Source organism: Arsenophonus nasoniae DSM 15247 (assembly GCF_000429565.1).
GTDB lineage: Bacteria > Pseudomonadota > Gammaproteobacteria > Enterobacterales > Enterobacteriaceae > Arsenophonus > Arsenophonus nasoniae.
Genome location: NZ_AUCC01000058.1, coordinates 1 through 19791, shown reverse-complemented (window position 1 = coordinate 19791; position 19791 = coordinate 1). Strand labels below are relative to the sequence as shown.

Here is a 19791-nt window from a genome sequence, read left to right as displayed (position 1 = left end):
TTTCTAGGGTTATAGTTTGGCGCATCAATTAACGCAAATAATACTCTGAGTTCGTTGTTACTCAACACTCGCTCACCTTGGTGCTTTATCACCCCTAAGTCTTGGGCAGTCACATCGATAAGCGGATTTAAAGAAATAATCCCCCTGCGAATCCCCCACCGATGCGCGGTTTTGGCATAAAGTAAAATTCGTGCCCCTATTGCTGGTTTTGCTTTTACCACCTCTTCAATTAGCGATAACCAGACATGCAAGTGGGTTTCGTCATGGGGTAAATTGCCGATCTTAGGGAAAACATAAATTTCAAATGACCGTCGTATCGCTATAGCGTTTACCTGTACATTTTTAAGAGTTTTTTCCCACCAATCCCTAATAACAGATTCAACCGTGTGCGCGTCAACCGACTGTTGCTTACGTGTACGTTTAACCACTTTAGGGTTTCTATGCTGTTCCAATTCACGACGGTAAAAAAGCGCGCTATCACGCGCATCTTTTAAACTGATCGCCGGATAGGTTCCAATATCTATCCGATCGCCTTTCCCTTGCCAGCGATAACGATATTGAAAAATCACTTTACCTTTCGGTGTCACGCGAACTGATAACCCCTCTCTGTCTGATTTAGTCACCATTTTAGCTTGTGGCTTACCATTTACCGCTCTTAACCATGAATCACTTACCGCCATCTTTTTTCTCCTTGCGTCTTTTTTCTATAATATTTCATGTACACCAATATGTACATAAACTTAATGACTCAAGGGTTATAATAGGCAGCTAAAAACAGCTATTCTATGCTGAGATAAGAAATAAAAATGATATAAAACAGTTTATTATCTATAAAATATCTCCTATCGATGACGGTTAACGGCTATTACTGATAGATTATTATCATTTATCCTTCAAACAAATCACGTATTACATGTGCTTCGGCTAAACCAATCTCGCTAATTGGATCTAAAGAAGTAGGATCCGCGTTAATCTGCCTAACTACCTCTTGTTTTTCAGCTAAGGAATCCCCTCTAGCCACTAACGCAGCTACTGCAGGTTTAATATTCACGATACAATTAAAAAAGAATATTGCTAATGCTGTTTTATAGCGAAGCATATAGATTTCCATATTATATCCCGAGGTTGTTATAATTATAGAAAATAATTTGGTTAAAACAATTAGATATAGCAAGTTGTTGTAACGATTTAGATAGGAAACTTAATTATTTTCATTTAGAATTGTTGAACTAAATGTTATTAAGGGAGGTAAGGATAAGATGTCAACGAGTACAAATTTCAAAGGGCAACCTGTTGCTATCAATGGTACTTTCTTGCAACTGGTTGATAAAGCTAAAGAATTTACTCTAGTCGCTAACGATCTGGCAGAAAAATCTTTGTCAGATTATCAAGGCAAACGAAAAATTCTTAATATATTTCCCAGTATTGATACCGGTGTCTGCGCTACCTCTGTTCGCAAATTCAACCAGTTAGCCAGCCAATTAGAAAACAGCGTTGTATTGTGTATCTCTGCCGATCTTCCTTTTGCACAGAGCCGGTTTTGTGGCGCTGAAGCGCTAGATAATGTAGTTACATTATCAATCTTTCGTGCGCCAAGCTTCAGTAAAGACTATGGTGTAGAAATATCTTCTGGGCCATTAAAAGGATTAACCGCTCGTGCGGTGGTTATTATCGATGAAAATGATAAAGTTATTTATAGTGAATTAGTTGATGAAATTACCCATGAACCCAACTATGATGCTGCTCTCAAAGCATTAAAATAGCGATAATAATACTAATGGAAATATGTTTTAATTAAGCTATTTGTGTAGCTTTAACTTGATAGCGATAAAACTTATCGCTATCTCGGTTTTGGTAACACTATATCACTCACCCTCATTCTCTTTTTTATGACTTAATCCATACTCCCGCAACTTATTGGCAATTGCTGTATGCGATACATTAAGCCGCTTTGCTAATTTACGCGTACTAGGATAATCTTGATAAAGTCGCGCTAATATTGAAGCTTCAAAATGTTTTATCAATTCATCTAACGTGCCATTTAATTGATCGGCGGAAAATAGAGAAATATCTTTTAGATCGGGCAAATTAATATCTTGCGGTGTTAATTCTCGTCCCGCCGACTGAATTAAAGCCTGATAGAGAACATTACGTAGCTGCCGTACGTTACCAGGCCAATGATAATTGGCAAGATAAGGCGCTAATTTAGGTGAAAATTTGGGTTTTTTAATACGTTGTTCCTGTGAAAATTGCCTGACAAATTCTTCCGTAAGCGGCATTATATCTGCTTGTCTTTCGCGCAGTGGAGGTAAGTTTACCGTTAATACGTGCAGGCGATAATAAAGATCTTGCCTGAATTGTCCCTTTTCAACTAATTCCAACAAATTTTTTTGTGTTGCGCAGATCACTCTGACATCAACTTTAACCTCTTGATCTTCACCTACCCGACGAAAGGTACCATCGTTTAAGAAACGTAACAATTTGATCTGCATTTGTGGTGACATTTCGCCAATTTCATCTAATAAAACAGTACCCCCATTGGCTTGCTCAAAAAAACCCTTTTTGGCCTCAATGGCATTGGGATAAGCCCCTGCTGCGTAACCAAATAGTTCACTTTCGACTACATCCACTGGCATCGATGCACAATTCAATCCTAAGAAAGGTTTATCGCCTCTCATGCTCTGCAAGTGACACGCTTTAGCTAAAATATCTTTACCCGTACCTGTTTCACCAACCAATAGTAATGGTTCATCAAGTAGGGCTATTTTTTTTAAATGTTCAACTAACAGAATCATTTTAGGACTGACCGCGATGATGTGAGCAAAACTATCTGTTTTTTCCTTTTCATTTGCTTGAGATTGCTGCTCTGCAGGCAATGCCTTTAGTAGAATAATAGCGCCTGCATTTTCAGTCGAACCTGTGGCTTTATGGTTGTTAATAGGCGTAACCTGAAGCAGATATTTATTACCCTTGATCATCACTCGTTCAGAATAAGATTGTAAATTATTTTGTTCTAGTAATTTTGCCAAATGCTGATGATTGATTAGCTGATTAAATTTTTTTTCTTTTAACTGGTTATTATGAATAGCAAACAACTTTAACATCGCAGAATTGGCTAATTCGATATTCGCTTTGGCATTAACCGAAAAAATAGGATCAGGAAAAGTATTTAATAAAGTCAATAATAGCTCTTTTTCATGCTCAGAAGGCACAAAAGAGACTGTCTTGACATCTTTTACACCGTGAATACGCCGAATTTCAGTCATTAACTGTTGAAACGTCATGGTGTCGACTTGAGCAAATTTGAGATAAATATTACGATTTGGTGAAATCTCCACTCCTTCAAGGTCAATGTTTTGCAAAACAAGTAAATCAAGTAAATCAAGTAATTCACGTGTTAGCCCCATTCGATCTTGGCAAATCACTTCTAATCGCATCGCTGAGAACCTTATATCGATATTATTCACTATTTAAATAGTTAAGTACGCATTTTTATTTAATAAGCTACCATGGAAAATATGTTATCGCATCCGCACTAATACAAGAAATCATAAACAGATAAGCACTAATTATTGCTCACACCATTTAGCTAACACGGAAGATAATTAAAGAATGACCCATTAAGCTGAATAGTGGATTGGTTAAACATTTTTATGCTCAACACTCTTTGGCATAATATTTTTTAATTGGCTGAATAATTGACGACGAAAATCAGCCAATTTAGGTTTATCATCCATCCAGGGTAAAGGACGGCATAACTCCATCGTTTTAATACCTAACCGAGCCGTGAGTAAACCGGCACCAATTCCCTGCGCGGCTCGAGTAGAGAGTCTGGCCATAATATCTTGCGATAACCAATCCATACCAATTTCACGCACCAACTCACTTGCCCCAGCAAAAGCAATATTCAGTAATACCATTTTGAATAATCTAATACGGCTATAATAACCCAGTTCAATACCATAAATAGCAGCAATGCGATTAATTAATCGTATATTGCGCCAGGCAATAAATGCCATGTCGACAATGGCCAATGGACTAACGGCAATCATTAACGCCGATTCAGCGGATGAGCGATTGATCTCTTTTCTAGCTTGCTCATCTAAAATAGGTTGCACTAATTGACTATAAAGAGTCACAATTTCTTTATCATTATGACTATCATGGATGGCTTTTTGCCAACGCTTCATCGCCGGATGATCTAAGCCAATCGCTGATTGTTGGCCTAGCTTTTGACAAAATTCACGCCCACCATGCATACCATAACTTTGTAAAAATGCTTTGGCCTGGATGCGTTCTTGACTACGTTCTTTTAAATAATAAAGTCGCCGCCATTCCGTTATTATGCTGCCAACAGCGGCAATAATAATTAAGCCACCTGCTGCGATAAAAGCTAGAGAAACCCAATTTTGCTTTATCCACGCTTGATAGATCCATTGAGCTGTCTGGGCAAAGAGACTAATGACAATTAAACTTAAGGCAATAATCAGTAGTTTACGCCAAAAACTATAGCGCGGTTTGAGTGCAGCATTAACCAGTGACTCAATTTCGCCTTCTCGCTCCTCATGTTCTGTTTGGTAACTGCTAGCTGCAAATTGTTCAGATATTAATTTATCAAATACTTTGGCTTTTTTTAACTTTGGTTTTTTGTTAGATGGCAGAGAGTCATCAAAATCGATGCGGGATTTTAGCGGTTTACTCATTTCAATTTATCTCCGAGTAAAAATTCTAAAGCACTATCCAATCGAATATGAGCAACTGGCTGATCAAGCGCTGTTTCGCAAGGCCGAAAAGATTCAAAATCAAAGCCTTGCTTTAACCAAAAATCAACATTAGGCAAACGCCTTGGTACTTCACCTGGGAAAAAGGTCATTAATTGACCATCACTTAATCTATGTCCCTTTAGTGCGGGTAACTGCTCACCCTTATATTCAATCATGCCATTTTCCGTCGCCTGGATTGAAGCCAGCGCGATACAATCTAAGCTGATCCCTTCAAAAGCTGCATTTTGCCAGGCCGCACGAACTAATTGCTGGAGCAATGAGACTAAATTAGCCTGTTGATCATGGGTTATATGATCAACTTTGCTTGCAGCAAAAAGTAATTTATCAATACGAGGTGAGAATATTCGCCGCAATAATGTCCTTTTACCATAGTGAAAGCTACGCATAATTTGGGTCAACGCGTTCTGCATATCATTAAATGCTGTCGAACCACTATTTAACGCAGTTAAACAGTCAACTAAGACAATTTGCCGATCAAAATGTTGAAAGTATTCTTTATAAAAAGGCTTGATAATTTTCTGGCAATAATAGTTATAACGCTGTTGCAACATACCAATATTAGACTGTTTGTCCGCTTGCTTTAATTTCTGTTCATCCGTGGTATCAATATTAAGCCAAGGAAAAAACTGCAATACAGGTGCCCCGGCAAGATCACCAGGTAAAATAAATCGCCCGGGTTGAATAAAATAGAGTCCCTGTTGTTTACAAAAAACCAAATAATCGGTATAAGCCTGGGCAACATTGGCTAATAATTTCTCATCAGCCGGCGCAAAAGGGTCGCATTGCTGGCAAAGTTGCAACCATTTCTGTGCCCCTTCGTTGTTACGGCCTTTTAACAGCTGTTGCATTTGCCGTGACCAACTAAAATAGTCCTGAGTTAACATAGGTAGATCCAGTAACCATTCACCTGGATAGTCAATAATTTCAATATATAAATTAGAGGTCTCTTTAACGTGGCGTAGCAAACTGCGTTGTGATCGATAACGCAGTTGTAAACATATTTCACTGATCCCACTAGTAGGAATCGGCCATTGAGGAGGAGAATGATACAATGCCGCTATACCTTCGTCATAAGCAAAACGAGGAATATTAAAATGTTTTTGCGGGATCCGTTTTGCACCTAATAGACGACCCTCTCTTGCGGCGGAAAATAGGGGTAAACGCGCGCCACTGTGCACATGCAGTAACTGATTAACTAGTGACGTGATAAATGCCGTTTTACCACTACGGCTAAGCCCGGTAACCGCTATACGGACATGACGATCTACACTACGATTGACAAGTTCACTAAGCTCACTTCGCAATCTTTTCATATTTCTCCCACAACAAATTACGCACAAGTTTAGCAATGCCTAGACGTAGCAATGGCTGCATAGCTATTAACATAAACCATCGCAAAGGTTTTCGGCTAATATATTTTAACATTAGACCGATTATTCCAGCTGGCGCGTAATGAATAGCCATAATTATGGCTATTCTTGCCATCTTTTTGCTCAAAAGCTTAAATTTTTGCCCGCACAACATCATATTACTCGGCTAAAACATAGGATAATTTTAATTGATAAGAAAAATGATTTTACGGTAGAGCATAATTTACTCTACCGCAGTTTGCCAAATAGTTATAATTTATTGATGCGACTATCAATACTAAAACTATCAGAAGTGATATAGCGTTCCATCTGGCACAGTTTTTTTTCACCGGCCTTCAATTGCTGATCAATTTCATTTAGTAACTTAGTTACTTTAACACTAGTATCCGTTTCATCCTCATAACCTATCGGTGCAGGTTCAATAAAAAACCACATTAACAGATAAATAACGATAGTGATGGCAAAAAATCCCAAAAATAATGCCACAACTGCCAGTGCCCGAACTAAATTCACCGGTAAATCAAAGTAATGCGCCAGTCCTGCGCAAACACCACCAATCATACGCTGATCAGTAAGTCGATAAAGTTTTCTCTCGCCCATTTTTGCCATTATCGTTGCCTCCAATTTGGATGTTCTGCATCCAGAATATCTTCTAGAGCTTTGATCCGTTGCTGCATGCGTTGTGCTCGCTCGGCTAACTGTGTTAGTCTCTGGATCTCATTCTGCGTTAATTGACTATGGCTAACACCTTTTTTACCATAGTGGCACCATAACCAAATAGGTAGAATAAAGATAACAAAGATCAATAAAACTAACCCAATAAATATAGAGCCCATCACATTTCCTTATTCATCATTAATTTTAACTACCAATAGATTACTCTTCTTTGTTCAGTTTAGCTTTCAACGCAGCCAATTGCTCACTGATTTCATCATCAGCTTTCAATTCAGCAAACTGCTGCTCTAAAGATTTTTGTTTACCTAAATGATAACTTTGTGCTTCACTTTCCATATGATCAATTCGCTGCTCAAACTGCTCAAACCGCGCAAGCGCTTCATCCAGCTTACCACTATCTAACTGCCGACGCACATCACGACTCGATTGTGCAGCTTGATGTCTTAATACCATAGTTTGCTGCTTTGCCCGTGTTTCCGTCAATTTTTGCTCTAATTCGGCAATCTCACCTTTCATTCGCACTAAAGTTTCATCAACCATGATTAACTCACTTTTTAGTGTATCAACCAGGGTAGCCACTTTTTGCTTTTCAATTAATGCAGCACGAGCTAAATCTTCTTTATCCTTAACGAGCGCCAATTCTGCTTTTTCCTGCCATTGCATAATTTGCTTTTCACCACTGGCAATACGACGTTCTAATCCTTTTTGCTCTGCTAAAGTGCGTGCTGATATTGAACGGGACTCAACTAACATATCTTCCATTTCTTGGATCATTAAGCGGATCATTTTCTGTGGATCTTCTGCTTTATCTAATAGAGAAGCAACATTAGCATTAATGATATCTGCGAAACGTGTAAAAATGCCCATCGATAAATTCCTCAATTTATATTGAATGATTGATTTGTCATTTATTTTTAACTTTAGTTATTGATAAACAATATTCGTGCCAACTTTATAAATTAATATAACAACATGAAATACAACTGTTTTTATTTTTTATCTTTTACATAACTTTTCGCTATAATTTGCATATTAATTAAAATGACTAATAAATGGCTAAAATGACCACAGAAAACTCTATTGATAATATTCTTGGCACTGCTGATAATTTCCTAGAAATACTGGAGCAAACTTCTGCCCTTGCCAAACTGAGTAAACCGGTTTTAGTTACTGGAGAGCGTGGTACAGGTAAGGAGCTGATTGCTAATCGCCTTCATTACCTGTCACCCCGTTGGCAAGAACCCTTTATTTCCCTTAATTGCAGTGCACTTAATGATAATTTGTTAGATTCCGAATTATTTGGCCATGAAGCTGGCGCATTTACGGGGGCACAAAAAAGACATTTAGGCCGCTTTGAGCGCGCGGATCGTGGCACACTTTTTCTTGACGAACTGGCAACCGCCCCCATGATTGTGCAAGAAAAATTATTGCGCGTGATCGAATATGGCCAACTAGAACGGGTCGGTGGTAGCCAAAGTCTTAAAGTCAATGTTAGGCTTATTTGCGCGACCAATGCTAACTTACCTCAATTAGCTAGCAAAGGCTTATTTCGTGCCGATCTACTTGACCGCCTGGCCTTTGATGTTATCCATATTCCGCCATTGCGTGAGCGATTAGCAGATATTATGTTACTGGCCGAACATTTTGCTATTAATATGTGTCGCGAGCTCAATCTGCCTTTTTTTCCGGGATTTTCGATTAAAGCGCAAAAAAATTTGTTAATTTATTCTTGGCCAGGCAATGTGCGTGAATTAAAGAATGTTATTGAACGTTCTGTCTATCGACATCGCAATAGTACTGAACCACTAGATTTGATTGTCTTCGATCCTTTTGCTAATGGGCCAATAAAAGCGGCGGTAATAGAAGAAAATAATCGTCTGCCTGAACTTCCGATTAATTTAAAACACTGGCAGCATACAGCGGAAAAAATTTTGCTCGAACAAGCATTACAAATAAGTCAGTATAATCAGCGGCTAGCCGCACAACAATTAAAATTAACCTATCATCAATTAAGAGGATTACTGAAAAAGCATAACTTGCCCGATAACCAAAATATAAATAAGAATAAATAATTAAAAAAAGAGCCAGCACCCGATGCTGGCAAGAAAATTGAAAACATTATAGAAGCAATGTGAGCAATGTCGTGTCTACCGTAAATTAAGGCTACGACTTGACGATAACCTGTTTAGCAGACGGGTTGATAATAATAGTTATCAATAACATTAGCAAAGTACTTTGTTGAGAATTTTTCTCAATAAATAACTAATAATTTTATCAACTCTATTTTGTTGCCTAGCCGGAGTTAAGCTACAATAAAGCCATTCGCACTTATAATAGGTTTTTATATGCGGTACCTAATTTTATGGATTATTTTAATAAATGTAGGGACAATAAATGCATTAGCAGACACCCTTCCACCACAAATTCGTCAAACCAGTTTTATTTATTGTTTTAATGGCATTGTCACTACATTTAATCTTCAAATTGCCAGCACGGGGCTAATTATTGATCCACTTGCCGCTCAACTTTACGATCGGTTATTAGAAGTTAATCCCTTTACTTACAAACTAAATTCCGAACTTGCCTCACATTGGAAATCATTTGATAAAGGCGCTACTTATCGATTCTATTTAAAACGCAATATTCCATTTCAAACGACGGATTGGTTTACACCGACCCGAACGCTCAATGCCGATGACGTTGTGTTTAGTTTTTCCCGTATGTTTGATAAAAACCATCCTTATCATTATGTCGGTGGTGGCAACTATCCTTATTTCGATAGCCTACAATTAGCTAATAATATCCGTAGTATTCGTAAGATCGATAATTACACGGTTGAATTTAAATTATATACACCTGATGCGTCATTTCTCTGGCATTTAGCTACTCGCTATGCCCCAATACTTTCACAGGAATATGCGCAATATCTCAATAAAATTAATCATAAAGAATTTATTGATTGGCAACCGGTTGGTACCGGTCCTTTCATGTTGGTAGGATATCAAACCGGTCAATTTATCAAACTTTCTCGCCATGATAATTATTGGAAAGGCAAACCTTTAATGAAGCAAGTTGTGATTGATCTTGGCGTCGGTGGTACAGGACGCATATCTAAATTATTAACTGGCGAATGCGATGTATTAGCCTACCCAGCAGCTAGTCAATTAAAGGTGTTACGTGAAGATGCCCGTTTACGGCTATCGATGCGAGCTGGCATGAATATCGCCTATCTAATTTTTAACACCAGCAATCCGCCTTTTGATCAATTAAAAGTTAGACAAGCTATTGCATATTCAATTAATAATGAAAGATTAATGCAATCTATCTATTATGGCACCGCTGAAACCGCAACTTCGGTGTTACCAAGAGCTTCATGGGCATATGATAATCAAATTAAAGTGACAGATTATAATCCAGAAAAGGCCAAACAAATGCTGGAAGAGCTAGGCTTATCTGGTATGAAATTAGATCTTTGGGTGCCTGTGATTTCTCAATCATATAATCCGAGTCCATTAAAAACGGCAGAACTTATTCAGGCAGATCTCGCAAAAGTGGGCATTAAGATGGATATTCACCCTGTAGAAGGCAACCTATTAGAAAATAAACTTAATGATCGCAACTACGACATGGTTCTTGATGGTTGGTCAACGGATAGTAATGATCCAGATAGTTTTTTTCGCCCTCTACTCAGTTGCCCAGCAATTGAATCTCATACTAATTGGAGTAAATGGTGTAACCCTTACTTTGATGAGCTTTTACGCAAGGCGCTAGTAAGCCAAAGTATTTCATCGCGTATCAATTATTACCATCAAGCGCAATCATTATTGGCAAAAGAATTACCCGTATTACCGCTCGCTTATTCATTACATTTGCAGGCTTATCGGTATGATATCAAAGGGTTAGTTATTAGCGCCTTTGGGAATTCATCTTTTGCCGGGGTTTATCGTGATGAGTCTATTAAAACCCCATTGCCGGCGGATTCTTATTTTGATGATGCAGAAGGAGCTGCATGGTGATTATTTATGCATTAAGACGCTTATTACTTTTAATTATTACCTTATTTCTACTGACGCTGGTTAGTTTTAGTTTGAACTATTTTACTGCTGATGCTCCCTTAAGTGGACTTTCATTATGGGATGCCTATATTTTTTATTTAACCAGTTTGTTACATTGGAATTTTGGTTTTTCTAGTATTAATGGCCAGCCCATTAGCGATCAGCTAAATGCCACTTTTCCGGCCACTATGGAGTTGTGCTTTTTAGCGTTTATTTTAGCGTTAATAATCGGCATTCCCACCGGTATTATTGCTGGGGTTTGGCGAAATAAACCGATTGATTATATTATTAAAATTTTTACCCTAATCGGTTTTTCTATGCCAATTTTCGTGTTGGCTTTATTATTTATTCTGCTTTTTTCATTGAAGTTAGGCTGGTTTCCGGTCTCTGGACGAATTAATTTACTGTATGATCTTGAACCGGTTACGGGTTTTGCCCTAATCGATGTTTGGTTATCTGATTCAATCTATCGTAGTCAAATGTTTATCAATCTATTAGAGCATTTAATTTTACCCGTTATTACATTAGCCATTGCGCCAATTTCTGAAATGATACGTTTAATGAAAAATAGTACTGAAGCCGTTATGGGTGAAAATTATATTAAAGCAGCGGCAACTAGAGGACTATCCCGTATCACCATCATCAAACGCCATGTACTACACAATGCGCTTCCTCCCATTATTCCAAAGCTTGGTTTGCAATTTTCTACTATGATCACACTAGCAATGATCACTGAACTTGTCTTTAATTGGCCAGGATTAGGCCGTTGGTTAGTAACAGCCATTCGACAAAATGATTACTCAGCAATTTCTGCCGGCGTAATGATTATTGGTACCTTAGTTATTTTCGTTAATGTCATATCGGATATTTTAGGCGCTATGATGAACCCTTCTAAATATAAGGATGGGTATGTCTTCAGATAATTTTTATCGCGAACAAAAAATGCCATCGCCGCTCCGGGTCGTCTGGCGGTTTTTTTCTAATGATATTCTGGCAATGACGGGATTTTATGGTGTTGTTTTTCTCCTGGTTTTGACATTACTCGGCGACTACTTAGCCCCCTATACCATTAACCAACAATTTTTAGGCTACCAGCTACTACCGCCATCCTGGTCGCATTATGGCAATGTGGCATTTTTTTTGGGTACGGATGATCTTGGCCGTGATATTTTAAGTCGATTACTTATCGGTACCGCATCTACCTTCGGCTCTGCACTTGTGATCACCATTAGTACGACACTGGTTGGATTAGTATTAGGTTGCTTAGCTGGCATTACCCATGGGTTAAAATCAGCGATTTTAAATCATGTATTAGATACCCTATTATCCATTCCCTCCCTGCTACTGGCGATTATTATTGTTGCTTTTGCTGGTTCAAGCCTTGAAAATGCAATGATAGCAATTTGGTTAGCCTTGCTACCAAGAATTGTTAGAACAATCTACAGCGCTGTACGCGATGAACTCGATACAGAGTATGTTCTTGCCGCTCGACTTGACGGTGCCTCAAATTTTTATATCCTTTGGTATACCGTATTACCCAATATTACGCCTATCTTGGTAACAGAAATTACTCGTACGCTCTCTATGGCCATTCTGGATATGGCTGCGTTAGGTTTTCTTGATTTAGGTGCCAGATTACCGACTGCGGAATGGGGCACCATGCTTGGTGATAGTTTAGAGTTAATTTATGTGGCGCCATGGACGGTTTTTCTTCCTGGGGCAGCCATTATGTTCAGCGTATTATTTGTTAACTTACTTGGTGATGGCTTACATCGCGCGATTAATGCTGGGGTGGAATAATGCCATTATTAGATATCCGTAACCTCACTATTGAATTTATGACTGCTAAAGGGCCAGTAAAAGCTGTCGATAACGTTTCTTTGCAGCTAAATGAAGGCGAAGTTCGCGGCTTAGCAGGCGAATCTGGTTCAGGTAAGAGCTTAATTGCTAAGGCTATTTGCGGCGTTACTAAAGATAATCTAAAAGTGACTGCCGATCGTTTTTATTTTCTTGATATTGATCTGCTAAAACTCACTGCACGGCAACGACGCAGAGTGATAGGTCATAATATTTCCATGATTTTTCAAGAACCTCAGTCCTGCTTAGATCCTGCTGAAAATATTGGTAAACAACTTATTCAATCAATTCCCCAATGGACTTTTAAAGGCCGTTGGTGGCAACGATTTAGCTGGCGTAGGCGACGAGCAATTGAATTGCTTCATCGTGTGGGTATTAAAGATCACAATGACATTATGTACAGCTACCCTTATGAACTGACAGAAGGTGAATGTCAGAAAGTGATGATAGCTATTGCGCTGGCAAACCAACCGCGACTACTCATTGCAGACGAACCCACCAATGCAATGGAATCGACGACTCAAGCGCAAATATTTCGCCTGCTTGATAGATTAAATCAAAACAATAATATGACAATTCTATTAATTAGTCATGATATGCAAATGATGAGCAAGCTGGTTGATCGTATTAGTGTACTCTATTGTGGCCAAACCGTTGAAAGTGCGACACCTGAAGAGTTATTGGTTCGCCCTCATCATCCCTATACCCAAGCCTTAATACGTGCTGTCCCCGATTTTGGCAGCCCACTCCCTCATAAAAGTCGACTAAATACACTACCTGGCGCGATTCCATCTTTAGAGCACTTACCCATCGGTTGCCGTCTTGGGCCGCGTTGTCCCTATGCACAAAAAACCTGTATTATAACACCGCCGCTACGCAGCATAAAAAATCGCGCCTTTGCCTGTCATTTTCCTCTTAACATGGAGGAAACATCATGACAACACCCTTACTGGCAGTAAAAAATCTGACTAAAACCTTCCGTTATCGCACCGGGTTATTTCAAACTCAACTACTAGAAGCCGTAAAACCGTTAAGTTTTAGCTTAAAATCTGGTGAAACTTTGGCGATTATCGGTGCTAACGGATCAGGTAAATCAACCCTTGCTCGCATGTTATCGGGTGTGATTGAACCCAGTGGGGGTGAAATCTTTATTAATGGCCAGCAACTTAACTTTGGCGATTATAGTTATCGTAGTCAACGCATACGCATGATATTTCAGGATCCCAGTACTTCTTTGACCCCTAGACAGCGTATCGGCCAAATTCTTGAGATCCCTTTAATTCTTAATACTTCGCTTGCCGTTCACGAACGTGAAGAACGCATAGAACAAACCCTCCGGCAAGTTGGGCTATTACCTGATCACGCTGGCTATTATCCGCATATGTTAGCAGCGGGTCAAAAACAGCGAGTTGCACTGGCGAGAGCGTTAATCCTGCAACCAGAGATTATTATTGCCGATGAGGCGCTGGCTTCATTAGATATGACAATGCGTTCTCAAATCATCAATTTAATGCTTGAATTACAAGAAAAACAAGGCATTTCCTATATTTATGTTACTCAACATCTTGGTATGATGAAACATATCAGCGATAAGGTGTTGGTAATGGATAATGGTGTTGTGGTCGAAAGAGGTAATACCGCCGAAGTGCTTGCTTCACCTTTACATGAAGTGACCCGACGCTTAATTGCTAGCCACTTTGGTGAACTTCTTTCTGCCGATGCCTGGCGACAAGATGTTATCTAGTATTAAGGCAGAAAAACTGATCGGATCAGCAAGGTAATGCAACATATTTTCTTCTGTCATGATAAACTCTCTGCCGTTTATCAAACAAATAATGCATAAATACTATCTACAATAGATAATTTATGCTGTGTATATTAGTTTTATTATTTAAAAATTTACAAGGATACGGCTTATGGGCTTTATGAGCGGCAAGCGCATTCTGATCACTGGTTTAGCCAGTAAACTATCTATTGCTCACGGTATTGCACAAGCAATGCACCAACAAGGCGCTGAACTGGCCTTCAGTTATCAAGGCGATAAACTGAAATCTCGCGTGGAAGAGATGGCAAACAGCTTTGGCTCTAGTATTGTTTTGCCATGTGATGTCGCCTCCGATGAAAGTATCACGGCATTATTTGCCGAGCTGGCGAAAGTATGGCCCAAATTTGATGGTTTTGTTCATTCAATCGCCTATGCACCAGCCGATCAACTTGACGGTGATTATGTTAATGCGGTTACCCGCGAAGGATCCCGCATTGCCCACGATATTAGTTCATATAGCTTTGTTGCGTTAGCAAAAGCTTGCCGAAGTATGTTAAAGCCTAATTCTGCTCTAGTTACCCTAACCTATTTGGGCGCTGAGCGCGCGATCCCCAACTATAATATTATGGGATTAGCAAAAGCCTCTCTGGAGGCAAATGTTCGTTATATGGCTAACGCAATGGGGCCTGAAGCTATTCGCGTTAATGGTATTTCTGCCGGCCCAATCCGCACATTGGCGGCATCGGGCATTAAAGATTTTCGTAAAATGCTATCGCATTGTGAATCAGTAACCCCTATTCGCCGTACAGTGACGACTGAAGATGTTGGCAATTGTGCCGCTTTTCTCTGTTCTGATTTATCGGCGGGCGTTACCGGTGAGATTATACATGTTGACGGTGGATTCAGTATCGCTGCAATGAATGAACTGGAATTAAAAGCCTAATTAGGATAATTAGCCCGCCAATAAATTAATATACCTAGCGTAATATATTGGCTTATCAACGATATCATTTAAAGGCGGGCTGCCATTGTTAGTGAAATAAATTAATCATGACTAGTGAGATAATTTACCATTAGATCGGTGATGATATTGGTTTTTGCGCTATAACTCATCAAGTTTTCTGGCGTTAACGTGGTTATATCGATGACCCTGGGTAACATTGATGTCACAATACTTGATTTTGTTAAACCTTGAATATCCGGCTCACGCTCAATTAAACGTAACCCCTCAGCCATGGTAGCAAAGCAAGCTTTCAGATTATTTTGTATTTTCTCAGATGTAATAGTATTAATTTTGTCGTCCATTAAATGTTTAAATTCCTCTTGTGCAACGACCTGGTCTAATTGCTGCACTGCCTCTGGCGCACTTTTATCCATTGGCATAATTTTATCTAATTCATCCATTGTGACTTTGGGAAAAAATTCACCTAAATAGGTTTTTACCATCCAGGCCAACGCAATGGGTTCAGATTGTAATTCTGGCGTACTAAATGCCTTAATCAGTTTGTTATTATCATCTTTATTGTATATTGTTTTATTCGGCTCTCCCCTAAAAATACCTTCAACATGCTTGTTGTTGATATGTTGATTTAAATTGGCACAAATTTCCCCAATACCGGTGTGCATTGCTTCTTCTACACACGCTTTAGCAACTTCAGCAATTTTAGTTGCTGCGACTTTATTCTGATCAACACTGTCATTGGTTGAGGAAACATTTTTCTGCCAAAAAGTAGACATACTAAATTTGAAAAAATCATTGAAGCCAGTTTTCTGTTGTTTTTCATTTAAAATAGTACTTTCTGATTTTACTGAAGTTGAGCGTGCCAACTCTGGCGCACTTTGGTTGGTTAAAGTCATTCCATCTGACGATAATGAACTCACCTTACGTAATTCAACGGGAAATTTTAGCGGTTGGGATGAATAGCTGAATGCATCCCTTGATTTCCAGTCACATTCACTAGAACTATTTTTTACTCCAGTAAAATTATTTACCAAACTCGTTACTGTATTGATAAAATTATTAAAGCTTCTTTGAATTGTTGATATTACCGAGGTTGCTTCTGTCCATGATGGTTCCGTATTGTTGGTGTTGGAAAAACTATCTAAACGCATGTTAACTCCATTATTTATTTTATATATTTGCACCGACAAGTTTAAATATAATTAAATAACACCAATACCAAATTTAGCTTTTCTATTATTTACGAAATAAATAGCTAACTTTTTATAAACACTAAGTATATTATCTATAGAAAATAAAATAGTTATAAAATAAATTCATATAATTATATGAATAGTCGATATAAAAAATAAAATTAGACATTATTGTGTTATATAATTTTATTAATAAAAATAGATGTTATTGTTAATGGTAAGTTAATAACAATGTATGGGAAATATTGTTTACAAGGAATAACAATGTTAGCGTAGTAAATAAAAACAAAATTTAAACAATAAAATAATTAAATAAAGTCTGCTAATAAATAATACTGTCAAAACGATCGCTAATTTCTTAACAATATAACATATTTTAGCAGACATTTAATTACATTTATTTACTTAATAGTTATTAGCGACATATTTTGCCATTAAGTTAGAAAATTCACTTTGTTTATCCCTCATGAAATTGAGTTCAGCAATAGGATCTGCAGATTTTGCTATAAAGGCGGTTAACATTGAGCCAATGATACTATCCTTGGTTAAAGTTGAGTTTATGATTATTTTTTTATCATCTTTATGTTCGTGTACCTCTAATCCATTATCTAATAATTTTTTATCTACGTTTAATTTTTTAGTTAATGATACCTTAGCCAAATCAAATTCTTTAGATAGATTAAATTCTTTAGCTGAAATTAAATTTTTTTCCAATAATTTTTTAGCTGTCTCTAATTTTTCGGCTGCATTTAAGGTTTCTTTTATGGCAACAAAACAATTTTTTATGTTTTCTCTTGTTATATTACATTCTATTTGATTAATTTTATTATCAAGTATGTCCTTAAATTCAGCTTGATTGTTACTGTCATTAAATTCTTTAATAGTTATCTTAGGTAAACTTTCAGCTATATAGTGTTTTATCATCCACGCCAATCCGATAGGATCTGAATAACATTTATCGCTATTAAATACCTCAACCAATTGCTTCGGACTATTTTTATCGTACGTTGCTTTAGCGGGTTCTTTTCTAAAAAGACCGTCAACTTCACCGTTATTTATCTGTTTATTTAACGCATTACAAATTCCTTCAATATTAACCCGCATAGCATCAGTGACCAATTTATCTTTCGATATTACCACTGATTCATTTTTCGCGCCAAATAGCGCATTCCATATAGAGCTTGTCAGACGAGTAATAAAAGATCTTGGTGGAGCAAACGTTTGTTCTGCCAATCGCGTTATCTTCTTCCGTTCATTATTGAGCTCCACTTCGGTAAAAACCTTCTTTTCAATAGGAGATAAATTATTTGGCTTAGATAAATTTATCTCTTTTTTGCTATTCAAATGCTCCGTTTCTGCCTCTCGGGTATAATTGTCAATTTCTTCATAAATAGGCTCATCTCCAACAATGCTGCCATCAACCGCTTCATAAATGTGGGCTTCATCTGCAACAACGCCATCATCGACCGTTTCATAAATGTGGGTCTCTTCTCCAACAGCACTATCGTCAACTGCTTCATAAATGTGGGCTTCTTCTCCAGCAGCATTGTCAATTTCGTCATAAATATGGGCTTGTTCTCCTACCGTAGCATATCTTTGCGCATCATAATAAACTTCACCATTATTGAGCGCATCGCCAATAACACTATAAGGAGCTTGATTATTGATAAATTTTTGTTTTGCAATGTCATCATTAGGAATATGATAAATAGGCTCCTTTTCTCTAATTCCATCAAAAGGCACAGAATATAAATTTGCACTTGGCAATTCTCCTTGTTGTAACCCGTTTTCTGCATTTTTTGCAGTAATAAAAGCATTGTGTAAATGGGTATCAAGAAAGACAGAAAAATTGGGCAGCATGGAAATTATGTTTTTTTCGCAGCCTAATCCACCATTATTAAATTTTATGTTATTGGCGAGACGTTGAGCGCTATTGTTAATACTGTTAATCTCTTTAGAAACCGGATATAAATTAATCACGATAAACTCTCTATCCGGATTTAGTTTTTTATATGATGTTAACGAAATTGGCATCGTGGCATGGTTATAACTCATTGTGACTCCCTATTGATTATTATCTATTTCCAATAATAATTATAAATTAGCCAGTAAAAATAAATATCAAATTACGTTCAAATAGTCATAACCAGAGCGACTTTATATATAAAAACGAATTATATTTAATTAAACATTCAATAATATAAAAAATATTTTTATATTACTTGAAGGATAAATATATTTCTTATTTAAATAATAAATAATATTAATTTAATCTAACCACCTATAAATTTGACAAATTTTCAAACTACTTCCATATTTAGAGATGGTTAAATTAATATACTCTAGGGTGTTAAGGTTATTAAAATGTCAGCCATATTCAATAAGTTATTAGCATTCTTTTCAATAGGAGCACGCATGGGTTACTATGAAATCAAAAAAAGTAGTAAAAGCACTGAGCAACCATACTACTTTGTGTTAAAAGCCGCTAATCATGAAGTTATTGCCACCAGTGAGATGTATAAAACTAAAGCCGCTGTACAAAAAGGGATTGCTTCAGTACAAAAAAATGGCCCAACCAAACAAGTTAAAGATCTCACTAGCGAAACCTAAGCGACTCATTATTTATCTAAAAGCTGCAGATATTGGCAGCTTTTCCATTTAGCGCCTTTCTATTATTCTCCTTAGCCAAGATAAAAATAAAGTAATAAAATTTTTAGCAACTGCTATGCTGTTATTTTAACAGCAATAAACCCTATTAAATCCAAAGGAATGTCACCATGAAACTCTATTATTCTGCCGGCACTTGTTCACTTGCCCCTCACATTGTATTAAGAGAAACTGGCTTAGATTTTAGTATCGAGCGGGTTGATTTAAAGAAAAAATGAACATAAGCACGCCTTTGGCGTGAGCATCGCGGCAAAGGCGCTCTATTTCTAGGCAATTCCCTTCTCGTCTTTTATACTCTGCTCTATGTACATCCCCAGACCTGCAAAACTGCTATTTCAATACGATGACGGATGGAACCTTTTCATCGAAAATAATCACGTGGATGAATGGCAACTACTCTCTGTCGAAAAGATGCTCGCCTGCAGCACCTGCGCTATGGGCGTTCGCCGTTATTGCTGTTCTTC

Annotated in this window: 20 protein-coding genes and 2 pseudogenes; 11 read left to right on the top strand and 11 right to left on the bottom strand. The window is 37.7% G+C overall.

The window, feature by feature from the left end; all coding sequences use genetic code 11:
* On the bottom strand, nucleotides 1-680 hold a 680-nt coding region (locus G468_RS0111835; protein WP_026823305.1), incomplete at its 3' end, for a tyrosine-type recombinase/integrase.
* A gap of 206 nt (nucleotides 681-886) precedes the next feature.
* Nucleotides 887-1111 (bottom strand): hypothetical protein, encoded by a 225-nt coding sequence (locus G468_RS20745; RefSeq protein WP_135677685.1) that lies wholly within the window; start codon nucleotides 1109-1111, stop codon nucleotides 887-889.
* 148 nt (nucleotides 1112-1259) lie between these two features.
* Here G468_RS20745 and tpx point away from each other — a divergent pair, with 148 nt between their 5' ends.
* A complete protein-coding gene (tpx, locus tag G468_RS0111825; RefSeq protein ID WP_026823303.1) occupies nucleotides 1260-1763 on the top strand; it encodes a thiol peroxidase in 504 nt (167 codons plus the stop codon).
* Nucleotides 1764-1865: 102 nt separating this feature from the next.
* Here the strand turns inward: tpx and tyrR are convergent, their stop codons facing one another.
* The 7 genes from tyrR to pspA all read right to left on the bottom strand — a co-directional run bounded on the left by tyrR (nucleotide 1866) and on the right by pspA (nucleotide 7696).
* Nucleotides 1866-3437, bottom strand: coding sequence for a transcriptional regulator TyrR (tyrR, locus tag G468_RS0111820; RefSeq protein ID WP_026823302.1), 1572 nt, complete (start codon nucleotides 3435-3437; stop codon nucleotides 1866-1868).
* A gap of 204 nt (nucleotides 3438-3641) precedes the next feature.
* Nucleotides 3642-4703, bottom strand: coding sequence for a YcjF family protein (locus G468_RS0111815; RefSeq protein ID WP_026823301.1), 1062 nt, complete (start codon nucleotides 4701-4703; stop codon nucleotides 3642-3644).
* Nucleotides 4700-6097 (bottom strand): YcjX family GTP-binding protein, encoded by a 1398-nt coding sequence (locus G468_RS0111810; protein ID WP_026823300.1) that lies wholly within the window; start codon nucleotides 6095-6097, stop codon nucleotides 4700-4702. Before G468_RS0111810 ends, G468_RS0111815 begins: the two co-directional genes overlap by 4 nt.
* A complete protein-coding gene (locus G468_RS25385) occupies nucleotides 6078-6269 on the bottom strand; it encodes a phage shock protein PspD (protein WP_162143423.1) in 192 nt (63 codons plus the stop codon). Before G468_RS25385 ends, G468_RS0111810 begins: the two co-directional genes overlap by 20 nt.
* A 134-nt stretch (nucleotides 6270-6403) precedes the next feature.
* Nucleotides 6404-6763, bottom strand: a complete 360-nt coding sequence (pspC, locus tag G468_RS0111800) for an envelope stress response membrane protein PspC (RefSeq protein WP_026823299.1) — start codon at nucleotides 6761-6763, stop codon at nucleotides 6404-6406.
* Nucleotides 6763-6990 carry an envelope stress response membrane protein PspB gene (pspB, locus tag G468_RS0111795; RefSeq protein ID WP_026823298.1) on the bottom strand — a complete coding sequence of 76 codons (228 nt, stop codon included), beginning with the start codon at nucleotides 6988-6990 and terminating at the stop codon, nucleotides 6763-6765. The genes pspC and pspB overlap by 1 nt, the downstream gene beginning before the upstream one ends.
* Nucleotides 6991-7030: 40 nt before the next feature.
* Nucleotides 7031-7696, bottom strand: a complete 666-nt coding sequence (pspA, locus tag G468_RS0111790) for a phage shock protein PspA (protein ID WP_026823297.1) — start codon at nucleotides 7694-7696, stop codon at nucleotides 7031-7033.
* Between the two features lie 194 nt (nucleotides 7697-7890).
* Between pspA and pspF the strand changes: the two genes are divergently transcribed.
* From pspF to fabI, 7 genes are all read left to right on the top strand, one after another.
* A complete protein-coding gene (pspF, locus tag G468_RS0111785) occupies nucleotides 7891-8901 on the top strand; it encodes a phage shock protein operon transcriptional activator (protein WP_026823296.1) in 1011 nt (336 codons plus the stop codon).
* Nucleotides 8902-9174: 273 nt separating this feature from the next.
* Nucleotides 9175-10845: an ABC transporter substrate-binding protein SapA gene (gene sapA, locus G468_RS20735; RefSeq protein WP_051297070.1), complete on the top strand. Its 1671-nt coding sequence runs from the start codon at nucleotides 9175-9177 to the stop codon at nucleotides 10843-10845.
* Entirely contained in the window at nucleotides 10842-11807 is a 966-nt protein-coding gene (gene sapB, locus G468_RS0111775; protein WP_026823295.1) for a putrescine export ABC transporter permease SapB, read from the top strand. Before sapA ends, sapB begins: the two co-directional genes overlap by 4 nt.
* Nucleotides 11794-12684, top strand: coding sequence for a putrescine export ABC transporter permease SapC (gene sapC / locus G468_RS0111770; protein WP_026823294.1), 891 nt, complete (start codon nucleotides 11794-11796; stop codon nucleotides 12682-12684). The genes sapB and sapC overlap by 14 nt, the downstream gene beginning before the upstream one ends.
* On the top strand, nucleotides 12684-13679 hold the full coding sequence (sapD, locus tag G468_RS0111765) for a putrescine export ABC transporter ATP-binding protein SapD (RefSeq protein WP_026823293.1): 996 nt from the start codon (nucleotides 12684-12686) through the stop codon (nucleotides 13677-13679). The genes sapC and sapD overlap by 1 nt, the downstream gene beginning before the upstream one ends.
* The gene (sapF, locus tag G468_RS0111760; RefSeq protein ID WP_026823292.1) at nucleotides 13676-14485 is read left to right on the top strand and encodes a putrescine export ABC transporter ATP-binding protein SapF; all 810 of its coding nucleotides are present in this window, start codon (nucleotides 13676-13678) and stop codon (nucleotides 14483-14485) included. The genes sapD and sapF overlap by 4 nt, the downstream gene beginning before the upstream one ends.
* Nucleotides 14486-14657: 172 nt before the next feature.
* Nucleotides 14658-15449 carry an enoyl-ACP reductase FabI gene (gene fabI / locus G468_RS0111755; RefSeq protein ID WP_026823291.1) on the top strand — a complete coding sequence of 264 codons (792 nt, stop codon included), beginning with the start codon at nucleotides 14658-14660 and terminating at the stop codon, nucleotides 15447-15449.
* A 101-nt stretch (nucleotides 15450-15550) separates the two neighbouring features.
* Here the strand turns inward: fabI and G468_RS0111750 are convergent, their stop codons facing one another.
* Together G468_RS0111750 and G468_RS0111745 are read right to left on the bottom strand one after the other, a co-directional pair.
* Entirely contained in the window at nucleotides 15551-16618 is a 1068-nt protein-coding gene (locus tag G468_RS0111750; protein WP_026823290.1) for a hypothetical protein, read from the bottom strand.
* A gap of 447 nt (nucleotides 16619-17065) precedes the next feature.
* The gene (locus tag G468_RS0111745; RefSeq protein ID WP_155846995.1) at nucleotides 17066-18520 is read right to left on the bottom strand and encodes a hypothetical protein; all 1455 of its coding nucleotides are present in this window, start codon (nucleotides 18518-18520) and stop codon (nucleotides 17066-17068) included.
* 555 nt (nucleotides 18521-19075) lie between these two features.
* Here G468_RS0111745 and G468_RS0111740 point away from each other — a divergent pair.
* From G468_RS0111740 to G468_RS25380, 3 genes and pseudogenes are all read left to right on the top strand, one after another.
* Complete coding sequence (locus G468_RS0111740) at nucleotides 19076-19270, top strand: YegP family protein (RefSeq protein WP_026823288.1); 195 nt, start codon at nucleotides 19076-19078, stop codon at nucleotides 19268-19270.
* A 167-nt stretch (nucleotides 19271-19437) separates the two neighbouring features.
* Nucleotides 19438-19542: pseudogene (locus G468_RS23815) on the top strand (glutathione transferase GstA); the annotation flags it as partial.
* An 88-nt stretch (nucleotides 19543-19630) separates the two neighbouring features.
* Nucleotides 19631-19791 (top strand): annotated as a pseudogene (locus G468_RS25380) (IS91 family transposase); the annotation flags it as partial.